Here is an 18079-nt window from a genome sequence, read left to right on the forward strand (position 1 = left end):
ACTAACGCTCCTGGTTGTAGGTGCTGTCAGGACCACTGTGCTGATTTGGAGTGGCCTGGCCGTTCGTATCACTGCTGCCCTCGCTGCGTCCCCGCTGTACGCCGCGACGCAGGTTGCTGAGCCTGCCCCTGACGTCCTCGGGGGCGCGGGAGACCTGTGGGCCGCCCTGCGGCGTCGACTCCGCCGTGCCCTCGACCAGGTTGGCCCTGGGTACCCGGCGCGGCAGCCCGGACGCGGTGACCCCGCCCGCCTTCGGCTTCTTGAGCTGCTCGGCGCGCACCCACCGGGCGTCGTTGGCCGAGCGCCAGGTGGTGTCCTCGTCGGGGCCGGTCTCGGGGTCCTGCTGGGGGGCCGGTGCGGGCTCCTGCGGGGCGCCGCCACCGCGCCGCGGCAGACCTGCGTCGGTCAGCGCGTGGGGTGCGGAGGGGGCCGGTCCGGTCGGATCCGCCGAGGGGGTGGCGCCGTGCCCGTCGAAGCCTACGCGTTCCCGGTCCGCTGCGGCAGTGCCCTGAGCGGATTCCGCTTCGGTGCCGAACTGGCCCTGGAAATCGTCCTGGTAGGGCTCCCGGTAGGCGTCCTGCGCCTGCCAGTCGGCCCGCTGCGCGGACGGCTCGAAGGGGTTGTACGGCTCCTGCGGGGATTCCGCATAGCCGTCCTGAGGGGCGTACCCGGAGTCGTACCCGGAGGTGAACCCGTCTGGCTGACCGTTGTCATGAGTGGGCTGCACAGGAACAAACCCGTCGAACCCGTCGAAACCGCCCTGCTGCCGGCCGTCGTAGCCGCCCTGGTACTCGTCGTAGACGCCCTGCTGGGGATCGTCGTAGGCGAGCTGCCGGCGGTTGTCGTACGGGGCCTGCCGGGTGTCGTACGCGTTCTGCTCCGCGAAGGGCGGACGGTCCTGCTGCGGCTGCTGTGGCTGGAAGTCGTCGCGGAAGAGCGGGCGTTCCTGCTGCGGCTGCTGCTGGTCCTGGGCGGGGTCGTGCTGCTGCGCCTCCAGGGCCGCACGGCGCTCCTCACGCATGAGGGAACGGCCGACCGGGTCCAACTCGCGGGCGTCGTCCGGGACGTCGTAACGGCTGTCGTCGAAGCCGAGTTCGGCGGCCGTGCGCAGCGGGGTGTGCTCGAACGCGGCCTGCTTCGGGATCATCGTCGAGACGGTGAACTCGGAGTCCTCCAGGACCCCGCCGCCACCACCGTGCGTGATCGGCTCGGGCAGCATGACGAGCGACGTCGTCCCCGCCTGCTCGCCCGAGGGGCGCAGCTGCACGCGGATGCCGTGCCGGTCCGACAGACGGCCGACCACGAACAGGCCCATGCGCTGGGAGATCGCGGCGTCCACCGTCGGCGGGTTGGCCAGCTTGTGGTTGATGTCCGCGAAGTCCTCGGCGGTGAGGCCGATGCCCTTGTCGTGGATCTCGATCATGACGCGGCCGTCCGGGAGACGGGTCGCGGTGACGCGGACCTTGGTCTGCGGCGAGGAGAACGTCGTCGCGTTCTCCAGAAGCTCGGCGAGCAGGTGCACGAGGTCGGTGACCGCGCGGCCGTGGATCTCGGCCTCGGGGACGCCGGCCAGCTCGATGCGCTCGTACTGCTCCACCTCGGACGTCGCGGCGCGCAGCACGTCGACCAGCGGGACCGGCTGGTCCCAGCGGCGGCCGGGCTCCTCGCCCGCGAGCACCAGGAGGTTCTCGCCGTTGCGGCGCATACGGGTCGCGAGGTGGTCCAGGCGGAAGAGGTTCTCCAGCTGGTCCGGGTCGGCCTCGTTGTTCTCCAGGCTGGTGATGAGGGTCAGCTGGCCCTCGATCAGCGACTGGTTGCGGCGCGACAGGTTGGTGAAGATCGCGTTGATGTTGCCGCGCAGCAGCGCCTGCTCGGCGGCGAGCCGGACCGCCTCGCGGTGCACCTGGTCGAAGGCGCGGGCGACCTCGCCGATCTCGTCGGTCGTGGTGATCGGGATCGGCTGTACGCGGGTGTCGACGCGGCCCGGTTCGGTGCGCGAGAGCTGGTCGACGAGCATCGGCAGACGCTGCTCGGCCACGTCGAAGGCGGCGGAGCGCAGCCGGCGCATCGACCGGGACATCTGCCGCGCCATCTGCCCGGCGATCAGGAAGGCGGCGAGCAGGGCGACCACGACGGCGGCACCGATGATGATCGCTTCGCGCTTGGCGTCGGCGGCGATCCCGGAGGCCTCGGTCACGGCCTTGTTCGCCAGTTCCGACTCGATCGTGCGGTAGGCGTCGAACTTCGCGGTGTTGACCGCCCACCAGTTCTCGGGCGTGACGCCCTTCTGGGCGAGGGCGAGCCGCGCGCTCGGCTGGGTGCTGGGCAGGGCCACCACGGCGCCGACCATCTTCGTGTTCTCGGGCGGCGGGATGTACGAGGGGTTCTTGGCCTTGGCCGCGGCGGCCTGCTTGGCGCCGTCGGACTTCAGCTTCTTGATCGTGTCCTCGAGCTTCTTGAGGTCCTCGGGCGTACCGCCGCCCTTGTACTCCTCAATGGCGATGTTCTCGAGGTAGGCGTAGCTGCCGAGCGCGGTGCGCTGGCGGCTCAGGTTCGTCGCGCCGGGGCCCGGCTTCACCAGGAGGTGCATGCCGATGGACCGCTCAAGCGAGAGCGCCGCCTTGGTCAGCGAGATCGCGTAGACGGTGCGGCCGTAGCTGGTGATGTTTCCGGTGCCGAGGCCGAGCTCGTTGGCGAACTCCATCAGCGGGTGCTGGATGGCGACGTAGCCCTCTTCGGTCTGCACGCCGGGCAGCTTGGAGGTGTACGCGGCCGCGCGCAGCTTCTTCAGCTGGGGCTCGACCTTGGTGAACTGCGCCAGGCGGCGCTCAAGGCCTTCCTTCTGCGGCATGTCCTGGGCCGCGGCGTGGAACTTCTCGGCGGCGGCGTCAGTGGCCTCGCGGGACTCGGCGACCTTGGGGTCGTCCGTCTTGCCCTGGAGGAGGGGCGCGGCGGTGCTGTCGCGCTCCTCGATGAGGCGGTTGCCGAACGTCAGCGAGGCCTGCACGAGACGTGCGGTGCTCTCGGCGTCCTCGGCCTCCTGCCAGGTGTCGATCGAGTTCGACACCTGGAAGCCACCCATGACGAGGCCGACGACCACGGGTATGAGGAGGATGGCGTTCAGCTTGGTGGGTACACGCCAATTTCGGGGCGACATGCGCCCGCCCGACGACGCCGGGGCCGTGGCCTCGGCCGCCGGTGCGGTCCGCGCCGCGTCGCGCGGGGGCGGGGTGAAGTTGCCCCGCGCCGAGACCGGCTCGGGACTGTTCTTGCTTCGCCTCACTCGACCAACAACCTCTCGGCGTCGGCACCTACGTTGTGCCGCTGTATGTCTCCAGGCCCATTCCTACTGGGCAGTTCAGCGCATTCCAGCACGTCAGGAGGCGCACCTCCAAACAGTCGGAAGCGGAAGCTCCGGGTGACGCACACCCCAGATAAAACGGTCATAAAGAGCGAGCCCCGCCAAAAGGCGGGGCTCTTGTGAGCGCAGTGGAACCGGCTGTGCGCGACGTGTGTCGGTGCCCTGGGAATTCTCTTTCGAAACGTTATGAACAGCGCGGCCCGGCGTGTCAAAGGCCACAGGGGTCGCCGAAAACGCTACGACAACTACCGTATGGATCCAGCCACTTGCTGACCGAGATCTGACCGCTTCTGACCAGCCCCGGTTACTTCAAGCGGGCCATGAGCGCGTGCTCCACCAGCGTGATCAGACCGCTCTTCGCATCCGCGCGGTGGCGGGCGTCGGTCGTGATGATCGGGGTGTCCGGGCCGATCTGAAGGGCCTCGCGCACCTCTTCGGGGGCGTACGGCTGGTGCCCGTCGAAGCCGTTGAGGGCGACGACGAACGGGAGGCCCGAGTTCTCGAAGTAGTCCACGGCCGGGAAGCAGTCGGCGAGGCGGCGGGTGTCGACGAGGACGACGGCGCCGATCGCGCCGCGCACCAGGTCGTCCCACATGAACCAGAAGCGGTCCTGGCCCGGCGTACCGAAGAGGTACAGGATCAGGTCCTGGTCGAGCGTGATGCGGCCGAAGTCCATGGCGACCGTCGTGGTCGTCTTGCCCCCGGTGTGCGTCAGGTCGTCGATCCCGGCGCTCGCCGAGGTCATCACGGCCTCGGTGCGCAGCGGGTTGATCTCGGAGACGGCGCCCACGAACGTCGTCTTGCCGACGCCGAAGCCGCCCGCCACCACGATCTTCGCCGAGGTGGTGGCACGGGGGGTCGCGCCCAGCGCGCCGTCAGAGCTTGCGAAGTCCACTGAGCACCCTTTCGAGCAGAGTCACGTCCGGCGCACCGCCGTTGGCCTCGTCGCCGCCCGGCTGGTGAATGGCGACGAGCCCGGCCTCGGCCAGGTCCGCGACGAGGATCCGGGCCACACCGAGCGGCATCGAAAGCAGCGCCGAGACCTCGGCCACCGACTTCACCTCGCGGCACAGGTGGCAGATGCGCTGGTGCTCCGGCAGCAGCGTCATCAGGGCCGCGGGGTCGGCCGTCGTGCTCACCAGCGCCTCGATGGCGAGCTGGTAGCGCGGGCGGGTCCGGCCACCGGTCATCGCGTAGGGGCGGACCAGGGGCTGGTCGCCCTCAGGACCGTATGCGGCGTGGGCGGTGGCGCCGTACGGGTCGTATGAGTCGGTGGGCGGGGTCATGGATCCTCCGGGCGGGACGACAAGTGCGGGGGCCTGCCGTCTGAGGGTGGGCCGGTGGGGGGATTGTGACGGCGGAATATCGGGTGTGCGGATTGCGTGCGCTGACTGGATTCCTGGGCTGCCGATGAAGCAGACTGCGGACGTGGCCGGGGTTACCGGCCGTTACGGTCCTCAGTGCAGCAGGCTGCCCTGGAGCTCGGCGCGCAGGTCGGGGGTGAGCACGGAGCCCGCCCGGTCGACCATCAGCGCCATCTCGTAGCCGACGAGGCCGATGTCGCAGTCGGGGTGCGCCAGTACGGCGAGCGACGAGCCGTCCGAGATGGACATGAGGAAGAGAAAGCCGCGCTCCATCTCCACGACCGTCTGATTCACCGGGCCGCCCTCGAAGATCCGGGACGCGCCGGCCGTGAGCGACGTGAGACCCGACGCCACGGCCGCCAACTGGTCCGCGCGATCGCGCGGGAACCCCTCGGACATCGCGAGCAGCAGCCCGTCCGCGGACACCACGACCGTGTGGGAGACACCCGGTGTGTTGTCCACGAAGTTCGTGATCAACCAGTTCAGGTTCTGTGCCGCCTGGCTCATCTGGCTCAACTAACGCTCCTGCTGGTGAGTGGGGCGGGGGTAGCTGCCGGTGTTGCCGGCCTGCCGCCCCTGCTGGATGCCCCGACGGAGATTGGTCAGCCGACCGCGCACCTCGTCGGGCGCGCGCGAGACCTGGGGACCGGTCTGAGTCTGCTGCTCCTGGGCGGTTCCCGCCACAAGGTTCGCCCTCGGCACACGGCGCGGCAGACCGGAGTGGGTGACGCCGCCCGCGGCGGGCTTGCGCACCCGCTCGGCCTGACGCATCAGGTCGTCGTTGGGGGACTGCCGCCAGTTGGCCTCGGCCGGGTCCGGGGACGCGGCGGGCCGGGCGGGGGCGGCCGAGGGGGCCTGTGCCTGCGGCCGCTGCGGGAGGCCCTGGTCGGGGCGGCCGTTCGGTGACTGCATGCCCTGGCCGCGGCCCTGACCGTTCTGGTTCCGGCCGTTCTGAGCGTGGCCCTGGTTCTGGCCCTGGTTCTGGTTCTGGTTCTGGTTCTGGTTCTGACCAGGGTGCTGACCCTGAGCCGGACCCTGGTTCTGGTTCTGGGCGTTCTGGCCGTGGAACCAGTTCGTCTCCAGCGTGTCGTACAGCGGCGTACGGCCGTCCCCGCCCGACGCGTCGCCCGGCGGCAGGAAGTCCTCCTGCGAGGGCTGCGCCGGGATGCCCTGGCCCTGAGCGTTGTTGCGCTGAGGCGGCTTCGGGGGCGTGAACTCGAACTGGCCGGTGGCCGAGCGGCCCTCGGGCTGCGCGTACTGGCCGGTGTTCGCCGGGTCGCTCGGGGGACGGTTGTACTGGCCGGTGTTCGCCGGGTCCTGCGAGCGCGGGGGTCGCGGGAAGCCGCCGCTGTCCGGCTGGCCCTGCGGCTGGTTGTACTGACCGGTGGCCGACGGGTCCTGCACGCGCGGGAACTGGGCGGTGCCCGGGTCCTGCGGGCGCTGGTGCCTGCCGGTGGCCGGCGGGCCGCCCTGCGGCTGGTTGAACTGGCCGGTGCCGGACGGGTCCTGACGGTCCGTCGGGCCGTTGCCATCGCGCGGGCCGAAGACGTCCGAGCGGACGAACTGGCCGGAGTCCTGCGCCTGGCCCTGGCGGTCGTCGCGGACGCGCGGGAAGCGGGCCGTGGAGTCCGGCTCGTCGTGACCGCGCGGAACGTCCAGGTTCGGCTGCGCGTTCTCGTCGCCCCAACTCGGCGTACGGGGCTGCGGGTTGCCGCCCGGAAGCTCGGCGCGCGGGCCACCGCGAGGGGGCAGCACCGGGCGCCGGCCCTGCGGCTCGTTCGGGTCGCTGTGGGTGCGCTGCTGTGGCGGCACGGGACCGCCGGGCGCCTGCCCCTTGCCGAACATGTCGGGACCGGAACGACCGGCAGGACCGGAAGGACCAGAGGAAGGGGAAGAAGCCGAAGGAGCCGGAGGACCGGAGCGGCCCGAAGGACCGTTGGCACCGGAACCGGCCGGCGCCTGCGGGCCACCGCCGCGTCCGGGCAGCGCCGCACGCGGCCCACCCGTACCGGCACCGACCTGCGGCCGCCCGCCGGGGGCACCGGAGCCACCACCGAGGAGACCGGCCGGACCGCCGGCGTTGCCGGGCGCCTGGCCGCGACGCGCGGCGGCGACACCGGCCGCGGCCTGCGCGGCGGCCGGGCCACCGGAGACACCGGGGCCGCCCTTGCCGGAAGGCTTCTTGCCGCCCTGCGCGACGTCCACGGGGAGCATGACCAGCGCGGTCGTACCACCGGAGTCGGAGGGGCGGAGCTGGATGCGGATGCCGTGGCGCTGCGACAGGCGGCCGACCACGAACAGACCCATGCGGCGGGACACCGAGACGTCCACGGTGGGCGGCGACGCGAGCCGCTCGTTGATCGCGGCGAGGTCCTCGGGGGAGAGGCCGATGCCGGTGTCGTGGATCTCGATCAGCACACGCCCGTCGGGCAGCGCGTGACCGGTCACCTTGACCTTGGTCTGCGGCGAGGAGAACGAGGTCGCGTTCTCGAGCAGCTCGGCGAGCAGGTGCACGAGGTCGTTGACCACACGTCCCGCGACCTCGGTCGCGGGCACGGCGGACAGTTCGATGCGCTCGTACTGCTCCACCTCGGACGCGGCGGCACGCAGCACGTCGACGAGCGGCACGGGCCGCGTCCAGCGGCGGCCGGGCTCCTCACCGGCGAGAACGAGCAGGTTCTCACCGTTACGGCGCATGCGGGTCGCGAGGTGGTCGAGCTTGAACAGCGACGACAGCTGGTCCGGGTCGGCCTCGCGGGACTCCAGCTCGGAGATGAGGGAGAGCTGACGCTGGATGAGGCCCTGCGAACGACGCGAGAGGTTGGTGAACATCGCGTTGACGTTGCCTCGCAGGAGGGCCTGCTCGGCGGCGAGACGCACGGCCTCGCGGTGCACGTCGTCGAAGGCCGCGGCCACCTTGCCGATCTCGTCGCGCGAGTGCACGCCGACCGACTCCACGGACGTGTCGATGTCCTGCGGGTCGGACTCGGAGAGCTCCCTGACCAGCTCGGGCAGGCGGTCCTGGGCGACCTTGGTCGCGGTGTCCTGGAGCCGGCGCAGCGAGCGGATCATGGACCGGGCCACGACGAAGGCGCCGACGAGCGAGACGCCGAGCACGAGCAGGATCAGCGCACCGTTGATGATCGCCGACTGCTCGGAGGCGTTGCGCAGCTCGCGGGCCTGCTGCTCCATCTGGTTGAGCAGCGTCAGCTCGATCTTGGACATTTCCTGGATGCGCGTGGTGTCCGCGTCGACCCAGTCCTTGTACGAGCGCTTGTCCTGCGACTTGATGCCGTCGGACTTCTGCAGCACACGGTTCGCGTAGGTGTCCGCGGCCTTGATCGTGGAGTTGTTCTCCTCGATCGGCTTCAGCAGCTCCTGCGCGGGCACGGCGCCGTAGACGGCCTTGAACGACTGGAGCTGCGACTCCTGGTTCTCGGCGGCCGCGAGACCGTACTGCCGGTCGGTCTCCGAGAGCTTGCCGAACCGGGCGCTGTTGGGCGGCAGCGCGGCCGCGATGATGGCGCGCTGCTCGGAGGCGTACTCCTTGGCGGAGGAGAAGGCCGCCAGGGCGCGCGTGCGCTGGATCATCTCGGGGCTGCTGGTCGCCTGCGCCATGTCCGTGGACAGCGAGAGCAGCTCGTCGATGATGCGGGCGTAGGAGTCGACGGTCTGCGAGGAGTTCGACTTGTCGTCGTACGCCCCCTGCCGGATCTTGTTGAGGTTGATCAGCTCGTGGGCGATCTGCACCGCGTGCTCTCGCACACCGTTGAGGCTGCCGGTCTCGCCGTCGGCCTTGATGTCGGTGGTGCTCTGCAGGAACGTGTCCTGGGCGCGGTCGGTCTTCTCCCGCGTCGACTTGACGTTGAAGTCGCGCGTCGAGGAGCCGTTGGAGAGCGGGCCCGCCGCCTGGTCGCGCTCCTCCTGGAGCGCCGAGGCCAGCTCGGTGGCCTCCTTGGTCATCTGGGTCAGCAGCTTCATGTTGTCGAGCTGCTGGATGTCGTTCAGGGACTCGGCGATACGCAGCGCGCCGAGCGAGGTCGCCGCGACCACGGGCAGCGCGAGCAGCGAGACGAGACGCGTGGAGATGCGCCAGTTGCGCAGCGCCATCCGTGAACCGGGCCCCGTGGGGTTCTTGGGCCTCGCCGAGGACGGCGTGGCAGAGCCCGAAGCGCCGCCCCGGCCGTCGGTCTCCGAGGTGTCGACGGACGCGGTGCGTCCCGGGTTCTGGGCGTGCGGGGGCCGGGTGCCGCCGGCTGTCGAGCCGGTCCCGCCGCGCGGCTCCGGCTCCGCCGCAGCGCTGCCATCCCTGTTCTTACGTCCCTGCACTAGCGTCGCAACCTCTGGACCAGGCGCCCCGCCCGTATGCACGGACAAGACGGTGTCGGCGTCTTTCGGGGGGCGACCTGAAACGTCCCCCTGTGGTCGTGAGTGACCGGCGCTGGTTTCCCCCGTCTCCGCCGCGGCTCGGCGCTGCGATGCGCCCGTGCGCGCCGGTTCTGTACCCGCGGCGGTCCACGCGATTCCAGCACAGTGCAGGATCTCCAACAAGGCCCGAGGGGACGGCCGCACCCTGCGTGACGCGACGTAAGAGGAGAGTCACACGGCGTGCGACTCGACCTGCCGCTACCCGGTCATTTCGGGGCTTTCCGCGTACGCCAGGGGGGTGTCCCGGCCGCTGTGATCGGGAGCGGAATAGTGGCTTCAGTTGTGTAATGTCCGTTTCCCTGGCGGGAGTTGGCGGCCCGAAGTGCCCCATTTGCGAGGTACTCCGTGAGCAAACTCACATGCGGGTGATCGCAACTTCCCGGCTTTCGGCGGGAATCAGATGTTTAGCCTGAAGTTCTATAAGGGATGGCCCACCAGTACTACGGAGAAGGTTCCCGAGCCCAGTCATGACGAAGACGATGATGTTCCAGAACATTGCCAACCCGCGGCGCACGACGCTGGCGCACCTCGCGGACGCCGACGAGATCCAGACCGGGCCGGCCGTACCGGAACACTCGGCGACGCTCCCCCCGAACACGGCCAACCCGAAGCGCACGATCCTGATGGTGGCGCCGGAGACCGCCCCGGCGGCGTAACCACCGGGCCGACGGCGCCCGCCCCACAGCGTTAGCCTGGCTCTGTCACCTCCCACCCGGCCCAACGCCAGAAAAAGGGGCGCAGCAGACCGTGCGCATCGCAAGATTCTCCATCGACGGGAACGTCGCCTTCGGCGCGGTCGAGGGCGACAAGCCAGACGAGCTCGTCCTCGACATCATCAAGGGCATCCCGTTCGCGGACTTCGAACTCTCCGGTACGAAGGTCCCGGTCAGCAAGGTCCGGCTGCTGCCCCCCGTGCTCCCGAACAAGGTGATCGCCTTCGGCCGCAACTACGCGGAGCACGCGAAGGAACTGGGCAACGAGGTACCGGACACCCCCTTCGCCTTCTTCAAGCCGTCGACGTCGGTGATCGGCCCGGACGCCGAGATCCAGTACCCCGGCTTCTCCGAAGAGCTGCACCACGAGGCGGAGCTCGCCGTCGTCATCGGCCGCATGTGCCGCGAGGTCCCGCGCGAGCGCGTCAAGGACGTCGTCTTCGGCTACACGGCCGCCAACGACGTCACCGCCCGTGACGTACAGAAGCGCGAGAAGCAGTGGGCGCGGGCGAAGGGCTTCGACACGTCCTGCCCGCTGGGCCCCTGGGTCGAGACCGACCTCTCCCTGGAGCAGGCATCCGACCTCACCATCCAGTGCACGGTCAACGGCCAGCAGCGCCAGCTCGGCCGTACGTCGCAGATGATCACGTCCATCGAGGACCTGATCGTCAACATCTCCGAGGCCATGACGCTGCTCCCCGGCGACGTCATCCTCACGGGCACCCCGGAAGGGGTAGGCCCGCTCAGCGTCGGCGACGAGGTCGCCGTCAGCATCGAAGGCATCGGCACTCTCACCAACAAGGTTGTCAAGCGTGGCTAGCGCACCCGTACGCGTCCGTTTCTGCCCCTCGCCCACCGGTAACCCCCACGTGGGCCTGGTCCGCACCGCCCTGTTCAACTGGGCCTTCGCGCGCCACAACCAGGGCACCCTGGTCTTCCGCATCGAGGACACCGACGCGGCCCGCGACAGCGAGGAGTCGTACGAGCAGCTCCTGGAGGCGATGCGCTGGCTCGGCTTCGACTGGGACGAGGGCCCGGAGGTCGGCGGCCCGCACGCGCCGTACCGCCAGTCCCAGCGGATGGACATCTACAAGGACGTCGCGCAGAAGCTCCTCGACGCCGGTCGCGCCTACTACTGCTACTGCTCCACGGAGGAGCTCGACGCTCGCCGTGACGCGGCCCGCGCCGCGGGCAAGCCCTCCGGCTACGACGGCCACTGCCGCGACCTCACCGCCGAGCAGAAGGCCGCGTACGAGGCCGAGGGCCGGGCGCCCATCGTCCGCTTCCGCATGCCCGACGAGCGGATCACGTTCAACGACCTGGTCCGCGGCGAGATCAGCTACGAGCCGGAGAACGTCCCGGACTACGGCATCGTCCGTGCCAACGGCGCCCCGCTCTACACGCTGGTCAACCCGGTCGACGACGCGCTGATGGAGATCACCCACGTCCTGCGCGGCGAGGACCTGCTCTCCTCCACCCCGCGCCAGGTCGCCCTCTACTGGGCGCTCAAGGACCTCGGCATCGCCAAGCTGGTGCCCGAGTTCGGGCACCTGCCGTACGTCATGGGCGAGGGCAACAAGAAGCTGAGCAAGCGCGACCCGCAGTCCTCGCTCAACCTGTACCGCGAGCGCGGCTTCCTCCCGGAGGGCCTGCTCAACTACCTCTCCCTCCTCGGTTGGTCCCTCTCCGCCGACCGCGACATCTTCTCCATCGACGAGATGGTCGCGGCCTTCGACGTCAAGGACGTCCAGCCGAACCCGGCCCGCTTCGACCTCAAGAAGTGCGAGTCGATCAACGGCGACCACATCCGCCTGCTCGACCCGAAGGAGTTCGCGGCGCGCTGCGAGCCGTGGCTGAAGGCCCCGGTCGCGCCGTGGGCCCCGGAGGACTTCGACGAGGCGAAGTGGGCGGCGATCGCCCCCCACGCCCAGACCCGCCTCAAGGTCCTCTCCGAGATCACGGACAACGTGGACTTCCTCTTCCTCGCCGAGCCGGTCTTCGACGAGGCGAGCTGGACGAAGGCCATGAAGGAGGGCTCCGACGCGCTCCTCACCACGGCCCGCGAAAAGCTGGACGCCGCCGACTGGAACTCGCCCGAGTCCCTCAAGGAGGCCGTCCTGGCCGCCGGCGAGGCCCACGGCCTCAAGCTCGGCAAGGCCCAGGCCCCGGTCCGGGTGGCCGTCACAGGACGCACGGTCGGCCTGCCCCTCTTCGAGTCCCTCGAGATCCTGGGCAAGGACACGACCTTCGCCCGCATCGACGCGGCCCTGGCCAAGCTCACCGCGTGACCATGTGAGAGACCCGGAAGCGACCCGCTTCCGGGTCTTTCGCCGTTACGGTCGCCGTATGTCTATCCGAGCCATCGTCTGGGACATCGACACTGCATTCTTCGGGGGGCGACCCCCGAGCCCCCAGCCGGTGGCGGTACGGGGTTGAGGTTGTCGTGCGATCTCGCCTCGGTTCGGGGGCTGCCGTTACGGTCGTCGTATGCCTATCCGAGCCATCGTCTGGGACATCGACGACACGATCTTCGACTACGCGACGGCCGACACCGTCGGCATGCGGGAGCATCTCGCGGCGGAGGGGCTGCTCGACGGCTACGGCACCGTCGAGGAGGCGCTCGTGCGGTGGCGGGCCGCCACGCGGGAGCACTGGGCCCGGTTCGAGGCGGGGGAGGCCGACTGGGAGGGGCAGCGCAGGGACCGCGTGCGCGGCTTCGTGGGGCGCGCGATGGAGGCCGAGGAGGCCGACGGCTGGTTCGCCCGTTATCTCGGTCACTACGAGGCCGCGTGGAGCCTCTTCCCCGACACCGTCCCGGCCCTCGACACCCTCGCGGACGGCTACCGGCACGCCGTGCTGTCCAACTCCTCGCTGCACAACCAGGACCGCAAGCTGCGCGTCCTCGGCGTGCGCGACCGCTTCGAGGCCGTCCTGTGCGCCGCCGAACTCGGCGTCGCCAAGCCCGACGCGGCCGCCTTCCACGCCGTCTGCGAGGAGCTCTCCCTGGAGCCGCACGAGATCGCGTACGTCGGTGACCAGCCGGACACGGACGCCCGCGGAGCCGTCGACGCGGGCCTGAGCGGAATCTGGCTCGACCGCGCGGAACTGGGTGGCAGGCCCGAACTCGTGCGCATCACAGGGCTCGGGCAACTGCCTGCGCTGTTGGCCGGGGATACCCGTTTTGGAGCGCAGTCCACCTTCAGGTAATGTTCTTTCTGCGCCGAGGGGAGCAAGCCGAAAGGCCGGTGTCCCGGAAGCGCAAGCCAAGCAAAATCCCCTCGGGGGTTGCGTTTCGGTGGCCTATGGTGTAATTGGCAGCACGACGGTTTCTGGTTCCGTTAGTCTAGGTTCGAGTCCTGGTAGGCCAGCTCGCAGAGCTCATCTGCAACCGTGGACATGGCGTCCACAAAGCCCCCGTTGTGTAGCGGCCTAGCACGCCGCCCTCTCAAGGCGGTAGCGCCGGTTCGAATCCGGTCGGGGGTACAGATCCTTCCCGCGGGGACGGCTTGGGTAGCTCCCACCGACCCTGCGGTGACAATATCCGGCTTCCGCCGGGTGGAGGATCGCTAGGGCCCCCGTTGTGTAGCGGCCTAGCACGCCGCCCTCTCAAGGCGGTAGCGCCGGTTCGAATCCGGTCGGGGGTACGCATTGAGTTCGCAGGCCGCAAGGTCTTGAACTTCAGTGGTCTATGGTGTAATTGGCAACACTACGGTTTCTGGTACCGTCATTCTAGGTTCGAGTCCTGGTAGACCAGCTTGGCCCCCGTTGTGTAGCGGCCTAGCACGCCGCCCTCTCAAGGCGGTAGCGCCGGTTCGAATCCGGTCGGGGGTACTCGCGAACGATTAAGGCCCTTCCCGAAGTCGGGAAGGGCCCTTTTCGTATGCGGCGACATGCGGTGACATGTGCGGGCGTGCGTACGGGAGTTGAAGCCAGGAGTGGACAACTCCGGCCGGTCGCTGCGGCGTTGGAGCGACCGGCCGGGAATGGGCGGGGAACGTAAGGGGAGTTGAGGCGGCCGGGTCAACCGGTGCGGCGCAGGGCCTCGGAGAGGCGCCCCGCGGCGTCGATGATCGCCTGAGCGTGCATCCGGCCCGGGTGACGCGTGAGGCGCTCGATCGGCCCGGAGACCGAGACCGCGGCCACGACGCGGTTGGAGGGGCCGCGGACGGGCGCGGAGACGGACGCGACGCCCGGCTCCCGCTCGCCGATCGACTGGGCCCAGCCGCGGCGCCTGACGCCCGACAGGGCCGTCGCCGTGAAGCGGGCGCCCTGGAGGCCGCGGTGCAGGCGCTCCGGCTCCTCCCAGGCCATCAGGATCTGCGCGGAGGAACCCGCCTTCATCGTGAGGGTGGAGCCCACCGGGACCGTGTCCCGCAGTCCGGAGAGCCGCTCCGCCGCGGCGACGCAGATGCGCATGTCGCCCTGGCGGCGATAGAGCTGGGCGCTCTCGCCCGTCACGTCCCGCAGGTGCGTGAGCACCGGGCCCGCCGTCGCGAGGAGGCGGTCCTCGCCGGCCGCCGCCGAGAGCTCCGAGAGGCGCGGGCCGAGAATGAAACGGCCCTGCATGTCTCGCGCCACCATGCGGTGGTGCTCAAGGGCCACCGCGAGGCGGTGGGCTGTGGGTCTTGCCAGTCCGGTGGCCGCGACAAGGCCTGCGAGGGTCGCGGGTCCGGACTCCAGGGCACCCAGGACAAGGGCTGCCTTGTCCAGAACGCCGACGCCGCTACTGTTGTCCATGCGTCGATACTCCCGTCTCACTCTGTGAAACGCAAGTTCAATTTTCCGTGGAACTTGCCACCCTGTACGTCACACCGGCCCGTGGACCAAACGGGCCCGGCCGCCGACGTCCGGCACGAGGGGTACGGACGTAAGCGATCCGAAATCTCTAGTTGGGCCGGCGCACCTCAAGCCGGCCGGAGGGAAAGCGATGGGTAGCACACTCGCGGAGAAGGTCTGGGACGACCACGTCGTCCGGCGCGCCGAGGGCGAGCCCGATCTCCTCTTCATCGATCTGCACCTGCTGCACGAGGTGACCAGCCCGCAGGCCTTCGACGGCCTCCGCCAGGCGGGTCGTCAGGTGCGGCGCACCGACCTCACCATCGCCACCGAGGACCACAACACCCCGACCCTCGACATCGACAAGCCGATCGCCGACCCGGTCTCGCGCGTGCAGCTGGAGACGCTGCGCAAGAACGCGGCCGAGTTCGGGGTCCGCCTGCACTCCCTGGGCGACGTCGAGCAGGGAGTCGTGCACGTGGTCGGCCCGCAGCTGGGCCTGACGCAGCCGGGCACCACCGTCGTCTGCGGCGACTCCCACACCTCGACGCACGGCGCCTTCGGCGGCCTGGCGTTCGGCATCGGCACCTCGCAGGTCGAGCACGTGCTGGCCACGCAGACGCTGCCGATGGACCGCCCGAAGACGATGGCGATCACGGTCGAGGGCGAACTGCCCGAGGGCGTCACCGCCAAGGACCTGATCCTCGCCATCATCGCGAAGATCGGCACCGGCGGCGGCCAGGGCTACATCCTGGAGTACCGCGGCTCGGCCATCGAGAAGCTGTCGATGGAAGCGCGGATGACCATCTGCAACATGTCCATCGAGGCCGGTGCCCGCGCGGGCATGGTCGCCCCCGACGAGACCACCTTCGCGTACCTCGAAGGCCGGGCGCACGCCCCCAAGGGCGCCGACTGGGACGCCGCCGTCGAGTACTGGAAGACGCTGAAGACGGACGACGACGCGGTCTTCGACGCCGAGGTCTTCATCAAGGCCGAGGAACTGTCGCCGTTCGTCACCTGGGGCACCAACCCCGGTCAGGGAGCGCCGCTTTCGGCGAACATCCCCGACCCGGCTTCGTACGAAGACGCTTCGGAGCGGTTCGCCGCCGAAAAGGCCCTGGAGTACATGGGGTTGGAGGCCGGGCAGGCGCTGCGCGACGTCAAGGTCGACACGGTCTTCGTAGGCTCGTGCACCAACGGCCGCATGGAGGACCTGCGCGCCGTCGCCGAGATCCTCAAGGGCCGCAAAATCGCCGACGGCGTACGGATGCTGGTCGTTCCCGGCTCCGCGCGCGTGGGCCTCCAGGCCGTCGAGGAGGGCCTCAACGAGGTCTTCACGCAGGCCGGCGCCGAGTGGCGCTACGCGGGCTGCTCCATGTGCCTGGGCATGAACCCGGACCAACTCGCGCCCGGCGAGCGCTCCGCGTCCACCTCCAACCGCAACTTCGAGGGCCGGCAGGGCAAGGGCGGCCGTACGCACCTGGTCTCGCCCCAGGTCGCCGCGGCCACCGCCGTTCTGGGCCACCTGGCCTCGCCCGCCGACCTGTCCGACGCCCCTGTCGCCGCTGGAGTCTGAGAGTCATGGAAGCATTCACCACGCACACCGGCCGGGCCGTCCCGCTGCGCCGCAGCAACGTCGACACCGACCAGATCATCCCCGCCCACTGGCTCAAGAAGGTGACGCGGGACGGGTTCGAGGACGGGCTCTTCGAGGCCTGGCGCAAGGACTCCGGGTTCGTGCTCAACAAGCCCGAGCGCGAGGGGGCCACCGTCCTGGTGGCCGGTCCCGACTTCGGCACCGGCTCGTCCCGCGAGCACGCCGTCTGGGCCCTGCAGAACTACGGATTCAAGACCGTCATCTCCTCCCGCTTCGCGGACATCTTCCGCGGCAACTCCCTCAAGAACGGTCTGCTGACCGTGGTTCTCGACCAGAAGGTCGTGGACACGCTGATGGAGCTGGTCGAGAACGACCCGCAGGCCGAGATCACGGTCGACCTCCAGGAGCGCGAAGTTCGGGCCGAGGGCGTCACCGCGTCCTTCGAGCTGGACGAGAACTCCCGCTGGCGGCTGCTCAACGGGCTCGACGACATCAGCATCACGCTGCGCAACGAGGCGGACATCGCCGCCTACGAGGCGAAGCGCCCGGTCCACAAGCCGCAGACGGTCCAGGTCTGAGCCGACCGGATCCCTACGGCTCGCCAATGGATCCGTAGCCGGGCAAGGCTTATTCAGGCCACATACACAGGGCCTCGTACCCCCAATCGTGCATCGGTTGGGGGTACTTCTGTGTCGGGCTCCGGAGCCCCTCCCGGGCCCTGCCGGAGGTGCCCCCGGCGTGCCTCAACTCCCTTGAATACCAAGGGTGTTCCAGGGGTACACGTGCGTCGGCGGCACTCTTGGCGGAGACGGCACGGGAGGCTCCAGAAGGGCCTTCTGCGGCGGGAGTTGCACCCTGCGGAGGCGACAACTCGCCCCAGATGGCACAATCTGTGCATGGAACACGACGGCCAACTCCAGCTGTACGCGGCGGTCGCGGACCAACTCAAGGAAGCGCACGCCAGAGTGCGCGCACTGCAAGTCCCGGAGGGCGTACGGATGGCGCTGACCCGGAAGCTGCTGGCCGTCACGGCCGCGGCCAAACACGATCTCGCCGGTGCGGCAAGGCGTCTGGAGCGATTCATGGCGGACCTCGACGACTTCGAAGAGGGCTCCATCACTGAAGAGGAACTCTGAGACTGTCCAGTTCGTTGCGGCACAAGGGTGATTAGCCCGTTTCGCGTTTGATTTGCGGTATATATCTGCCTAACGTGCGAAAAAGCCGGTGCGAAAGAGATTCGTTCCGGCAATGTCTCCGAAGGGGAAGACGTGAACAAGGCGCAGCTCGTAGAAGCCATTGCCGACAAGGTTGGTGGCCGTCAGCAGGCCGCTGACGCCGTCGACGCCGTACTCGACGCCGTCGTGCGTTCCGTGGTCAGCGGTGACCGTGTCTCGGTGACGGGCTTCGGCTCGTTCGAGAAGGTCGACCGCCCGGCCCGCTACGCCCGCAACCCGCAGACCGGCGAGCGTGTCCGGGTCAAGAAGACCTCGGTGCCGCGCTTCCGTGCGGGCCAGGGCTTCAAGGACCTCGTCGCGGGTTCGAAGAAGCTCCCGAAGAACGACGTCGCGGTCAAGAAGGCGCCCAAGGGCAGCCTGAGCGGCGGCGCTTCGGCGACGGTCAAGAAGGCGGCCGCCAAGAAGGCGACGACCGCCAAGAAGGCCGCGGCGAAGAAGACCACGGCCAAGAAGGCGGCCCCGGCGAAGAAGGCCACCACCGCCAAGAAGGCCACGGCCAAGAAGACCACCGCCAAGAAGGCGGCCCCGGCGAAGAAGGCCACCACCGCCAAGAAGGCCACGGCCAAGAAGACCACCGCCAAGAAGGCGGCCCCGGCGAAGAAGGC

14 protein-coding genes and 5 tRNA genes are annotated in these 18079 nt (G+C 69.5%); 13 read left to right on the top strand and 6 right to left on the bottom strand.

The features are described from left to right. Window position 1: 1 nt before the first annotated feature. The 5 genes from ACFYWS_RS33280 to ACFYWS_RS33300 form a co-directional block, all read right to left on the bottom strand. Window positions 2-3283, bottom strand: a complete 3282-nt coding sequence (locus ACFYWS_RS33280; RefSeq protein WP_389282633.1) for a nitrate- and nitrite sensing domain-containing protein — start codon at window positions 3281-3283, stop codon at window positions 2-4. A gap of 382 nt (window positions 3284-3665) precedes the next feature. Further along, window positions 3666-4256 (bottom strand): ATP/GTP-binding protein, encoded by a 591-nt coding sequence (locus tag ACFYWS_RS33285; RefSeq protein ID WP_389282635.1) that lies wholly within the window; start codon window positions 4254-4256, stop codon window positions 3666-3668. After that, window positions 4237-4647, bottom strand: a complete 411-nt coding sequence (locus ACFYWS_RS33290; protein ID WP_389282636.1) for a DUF742 domain-containing protein — start codon at window positions 4645-4647, stop codon at window positions 4237-4239. Before ACFYWS_RS33290 ends, ACFYWS_RS33285 begins: the two co-directional genes overlap by 20 nt. A 171-nt stretch (window positions 4648-4818) precedes the next feature. Further along, window positions 4819-5232: a roadblock/LC7 domain-containing protein gene (locus tag ACFYWS_RS33295; protein WP_266718905.1), complete on the bottom strand. Its 414-nt coding sequence runs from the start codon at window positions 5230-5232 to the stop codon at window positions 4819-4821. Window positions 5233-5241: 9 nt separating this feature from the next. Then, window positions 5242-9054 carry a nitrate- and nitrite sensing domain-containing protein gene (locus ACFYWS_RS33300; protein WP_389282637.1) on the bottom strand — a complete coding sequence of 1271 codons (3813 nt, stop codon included), beginning with the start codon at window positions 9052-9054 and terminating at the stop codon, window positions 5242-5244. Window positions 9055-9620: 566 nt separating this feature from the next. Between ACFYWS_RS33300 and ACFYWS_RS33305 the strand changes: the two genes are divergently transcribed. The 9 genes from ACFYWS_RS33305 (at window position 9621) to ACFYWS_RS33345 (ending at window position 13697) form a co-directional block, all read left to right on the top strand. After that, complete coding sequence (locus ACFYWS_RS33305) at window positions 9621-9809, top strand: hypothetical protein (RefSeq protein WP_389282639.1); 189 nt, start codon at window positions 9621-9623, stop codon at window positions 9807-9809. Window positions 9810-9900: 91 nt separating this feature from the next. Next, window positions 9901-10686 carry a fumarylacetoacetate hydrolase family protein gene (locus ACFYWS_RS33310; protein WP_389282641.1) on the top strand — a complete coding sequence of 262 codons (786 nt, stop codon included), beginning with the start codon at window positions 9901-9903 and terminating at the stop codon, window positions 10684-10686. After that, window positions 10670-12154 (top strand): glutamate--tRNA ligase, encoded by a 1485-nt coding sequence (gene gltX / locus ACFYWS_RS33315; protein WP_389282643.1) that lies wholly within the window; start codon window positions 10670-10672, stop codon window positions 12152-12154. The genes ACFYWS_RS33310 and gltX overlap by 17 nt, the downstream gene beginning before the upstream one ends. Before the next feature lie 199 nt (window positions 12155-12353). Further along, window positions 12354-13073: an HAD family hydrolase gene (locus ACFYWS_RS33320; RefSeq protein WP_389282645.1), complete on the top strand. Its 720-nt coding sequence runs from the start codon at window positions 12354-12356 to the stop codon at window positions 13071-13073. Between the two features lie 89 nt (window positions 13074-13162). Further along, window positions 13163-13234: transfer RNA gene (locus tag ACFYWS_RS33325), tRNA-Gln, on the top strand. Window positions 13235-13276: 42 nt separating this feature from the next. Then, a tRNA-Glu gene (locus ACFYWS_RS33330) sits at window positions 13277-13349 on the top strand. 88 nt (window positions 13350-13437) lie between these two features. Next, window positions 13438-13510, top strand: a tRNA-Glu gene (locus ACFYWS_RS33335). Window positions 13511-13548: 38 nt separating this feature from the next. Then, window positions 13549-13620: transfer RNA gene (locus ACFYWS_RS33340), tRNA-Gln, on the top strand. A 4-nt stretch (window positions 13621-13624) separates the two neighbouring features. Continuing rightward, window positions 13625-13697, top strand: a tRNA-Glu gene (locus tag ACFYWS_RS33345). A 189-nt stretch (window positions 13698-13886) separates the two neighbouring features. Here ACFYWS_RS33345 and ndgR read toward each other — a convergent pair. Next, window positions 13887-14603, bottom strand: a complete 717-nt coding sequence (ndgR, locus tag ACFYWS_RS33350; protein ID WP_351341353.1) for an IclR family transcriptional regulator NdgR — start codon at window positions 14601-14603, stop codon at window positions 13887-13889. Between the two features lie 190 nt (window positions 14604-14793). Between ndgR and leuC the strand changes: the two genes are divergently transcribed. From leuC to ACFYWS_RS33370, 4 genes are all read left to right on the top strand, one after another. Then, entirely contained in the window at window positions 14794-16218 is a 1425-nt protein-coding gene (leuC, locus tag ACFYWS_RS33355) for a 3-isopropylmalate dehydratase large subunit (RefSeq protein ID WP_389282647.1), read from the top strand. A 5-nt stretch (window positions 16219-16223) separates the two neighbouring features. Next, window positions 16224-16817 carry a 3-isopropylmalate dehydratase small subunit gene (leuD, locus tag ACFYWS_RS33360; RefSeq protein ID WP_389282649.1) on the top strand — a complete coding sequence of 198 codons (594 nt, stop codon included), beginning with the start codon at window positions 16224-16226 and terminating at the stop codon, window positions 16815-16817. A 318-nt stretch (window positions 16818-17135) separates the two neighbouring features. Continuing rightward, window positions 17136-17375, top strand: a complete 240-nt coding sequence (locus tag ACFYWS_RS33365; protein WP_389282651.1) for a hypothetical protein — start codon at window positions 17136-17138, stop codon at window positions 17373-17375. Between the two features lie 132 nt (window positions 17376-17507). Further along, a partial coding sequence (locus tag ACFYWS_RS33370) for an HU family DNA-binding protein (RefSeq protein WP_389282653.1) occupies window positions 17508-18079 on the top strand: 572 nt, incomplete at its 3' end.

Source organism: Streptomyces sp. NPDC002795 (assembly GCF_042888725.1).
GTDB lineage: Bacteria > Actinomycetota > Actinomycetes > Streptomycetales > Streptomycetaceae > Streptomyces.

Bases quoted from the DNA above. Each gene is read 5' to 3' on its own strand.
- ACFYWS_RS33290 (WP_389282636.1), bottom strand. From the start codon at position 4,647: ATGACCCCGCCCACCGACTCATACGACCCGTACGGCGCCACCGCCCAC.
- ACFYWS_RS33295 (WP_266718905.1), bottom strand. From the start codon at position 5,232: ATGAGCCAGGCGGCACAGAACCTGAACTGGTTGATCACGAACTTCGTG.
- ACFYWS_RS33305 (WP_389282639.1), top strand. From the start codon at position 9,621: ATGACGAAGACGATGATGTTCCAGAACATTGCCAACCCGCGGCGCACG.
- ACFYWS_RS33320 (WP_389282645.1), top strand. From the start codon at position 12,354: ATGCCTATCCGAGCCATCGTCTGGGACATCGACGACACGATCTTCGAC.
- ndgR (WP_351341353.1), bottom strand. From the start codon at position 14,603: ATGGACAACAGTAGCGGCGTCGGCGTTCTGGACAAGGCAGCCCTTGTC.
- leuC (WP_389282647.1), top strand. From the start codon at position 14,794: ATGGGTAGCACACTCGCGGAGAAGGTCTGGGACGACCACGTCGTCCGG.
- leuD (WP_389282649.1), top strand. From the start codon at position 16,224: ATGGAAGCATTCACCACGCACACCGGCCGGGCCGTCCCGCTGCGCCGC.
- ACFYWS_RS33365 (WP_389282651.1), top strand. From the start codon at position 17,136: ATGGAACACGACGGCCAACTCCAGCTGTACGCGGCGGTCGCGGACCAA.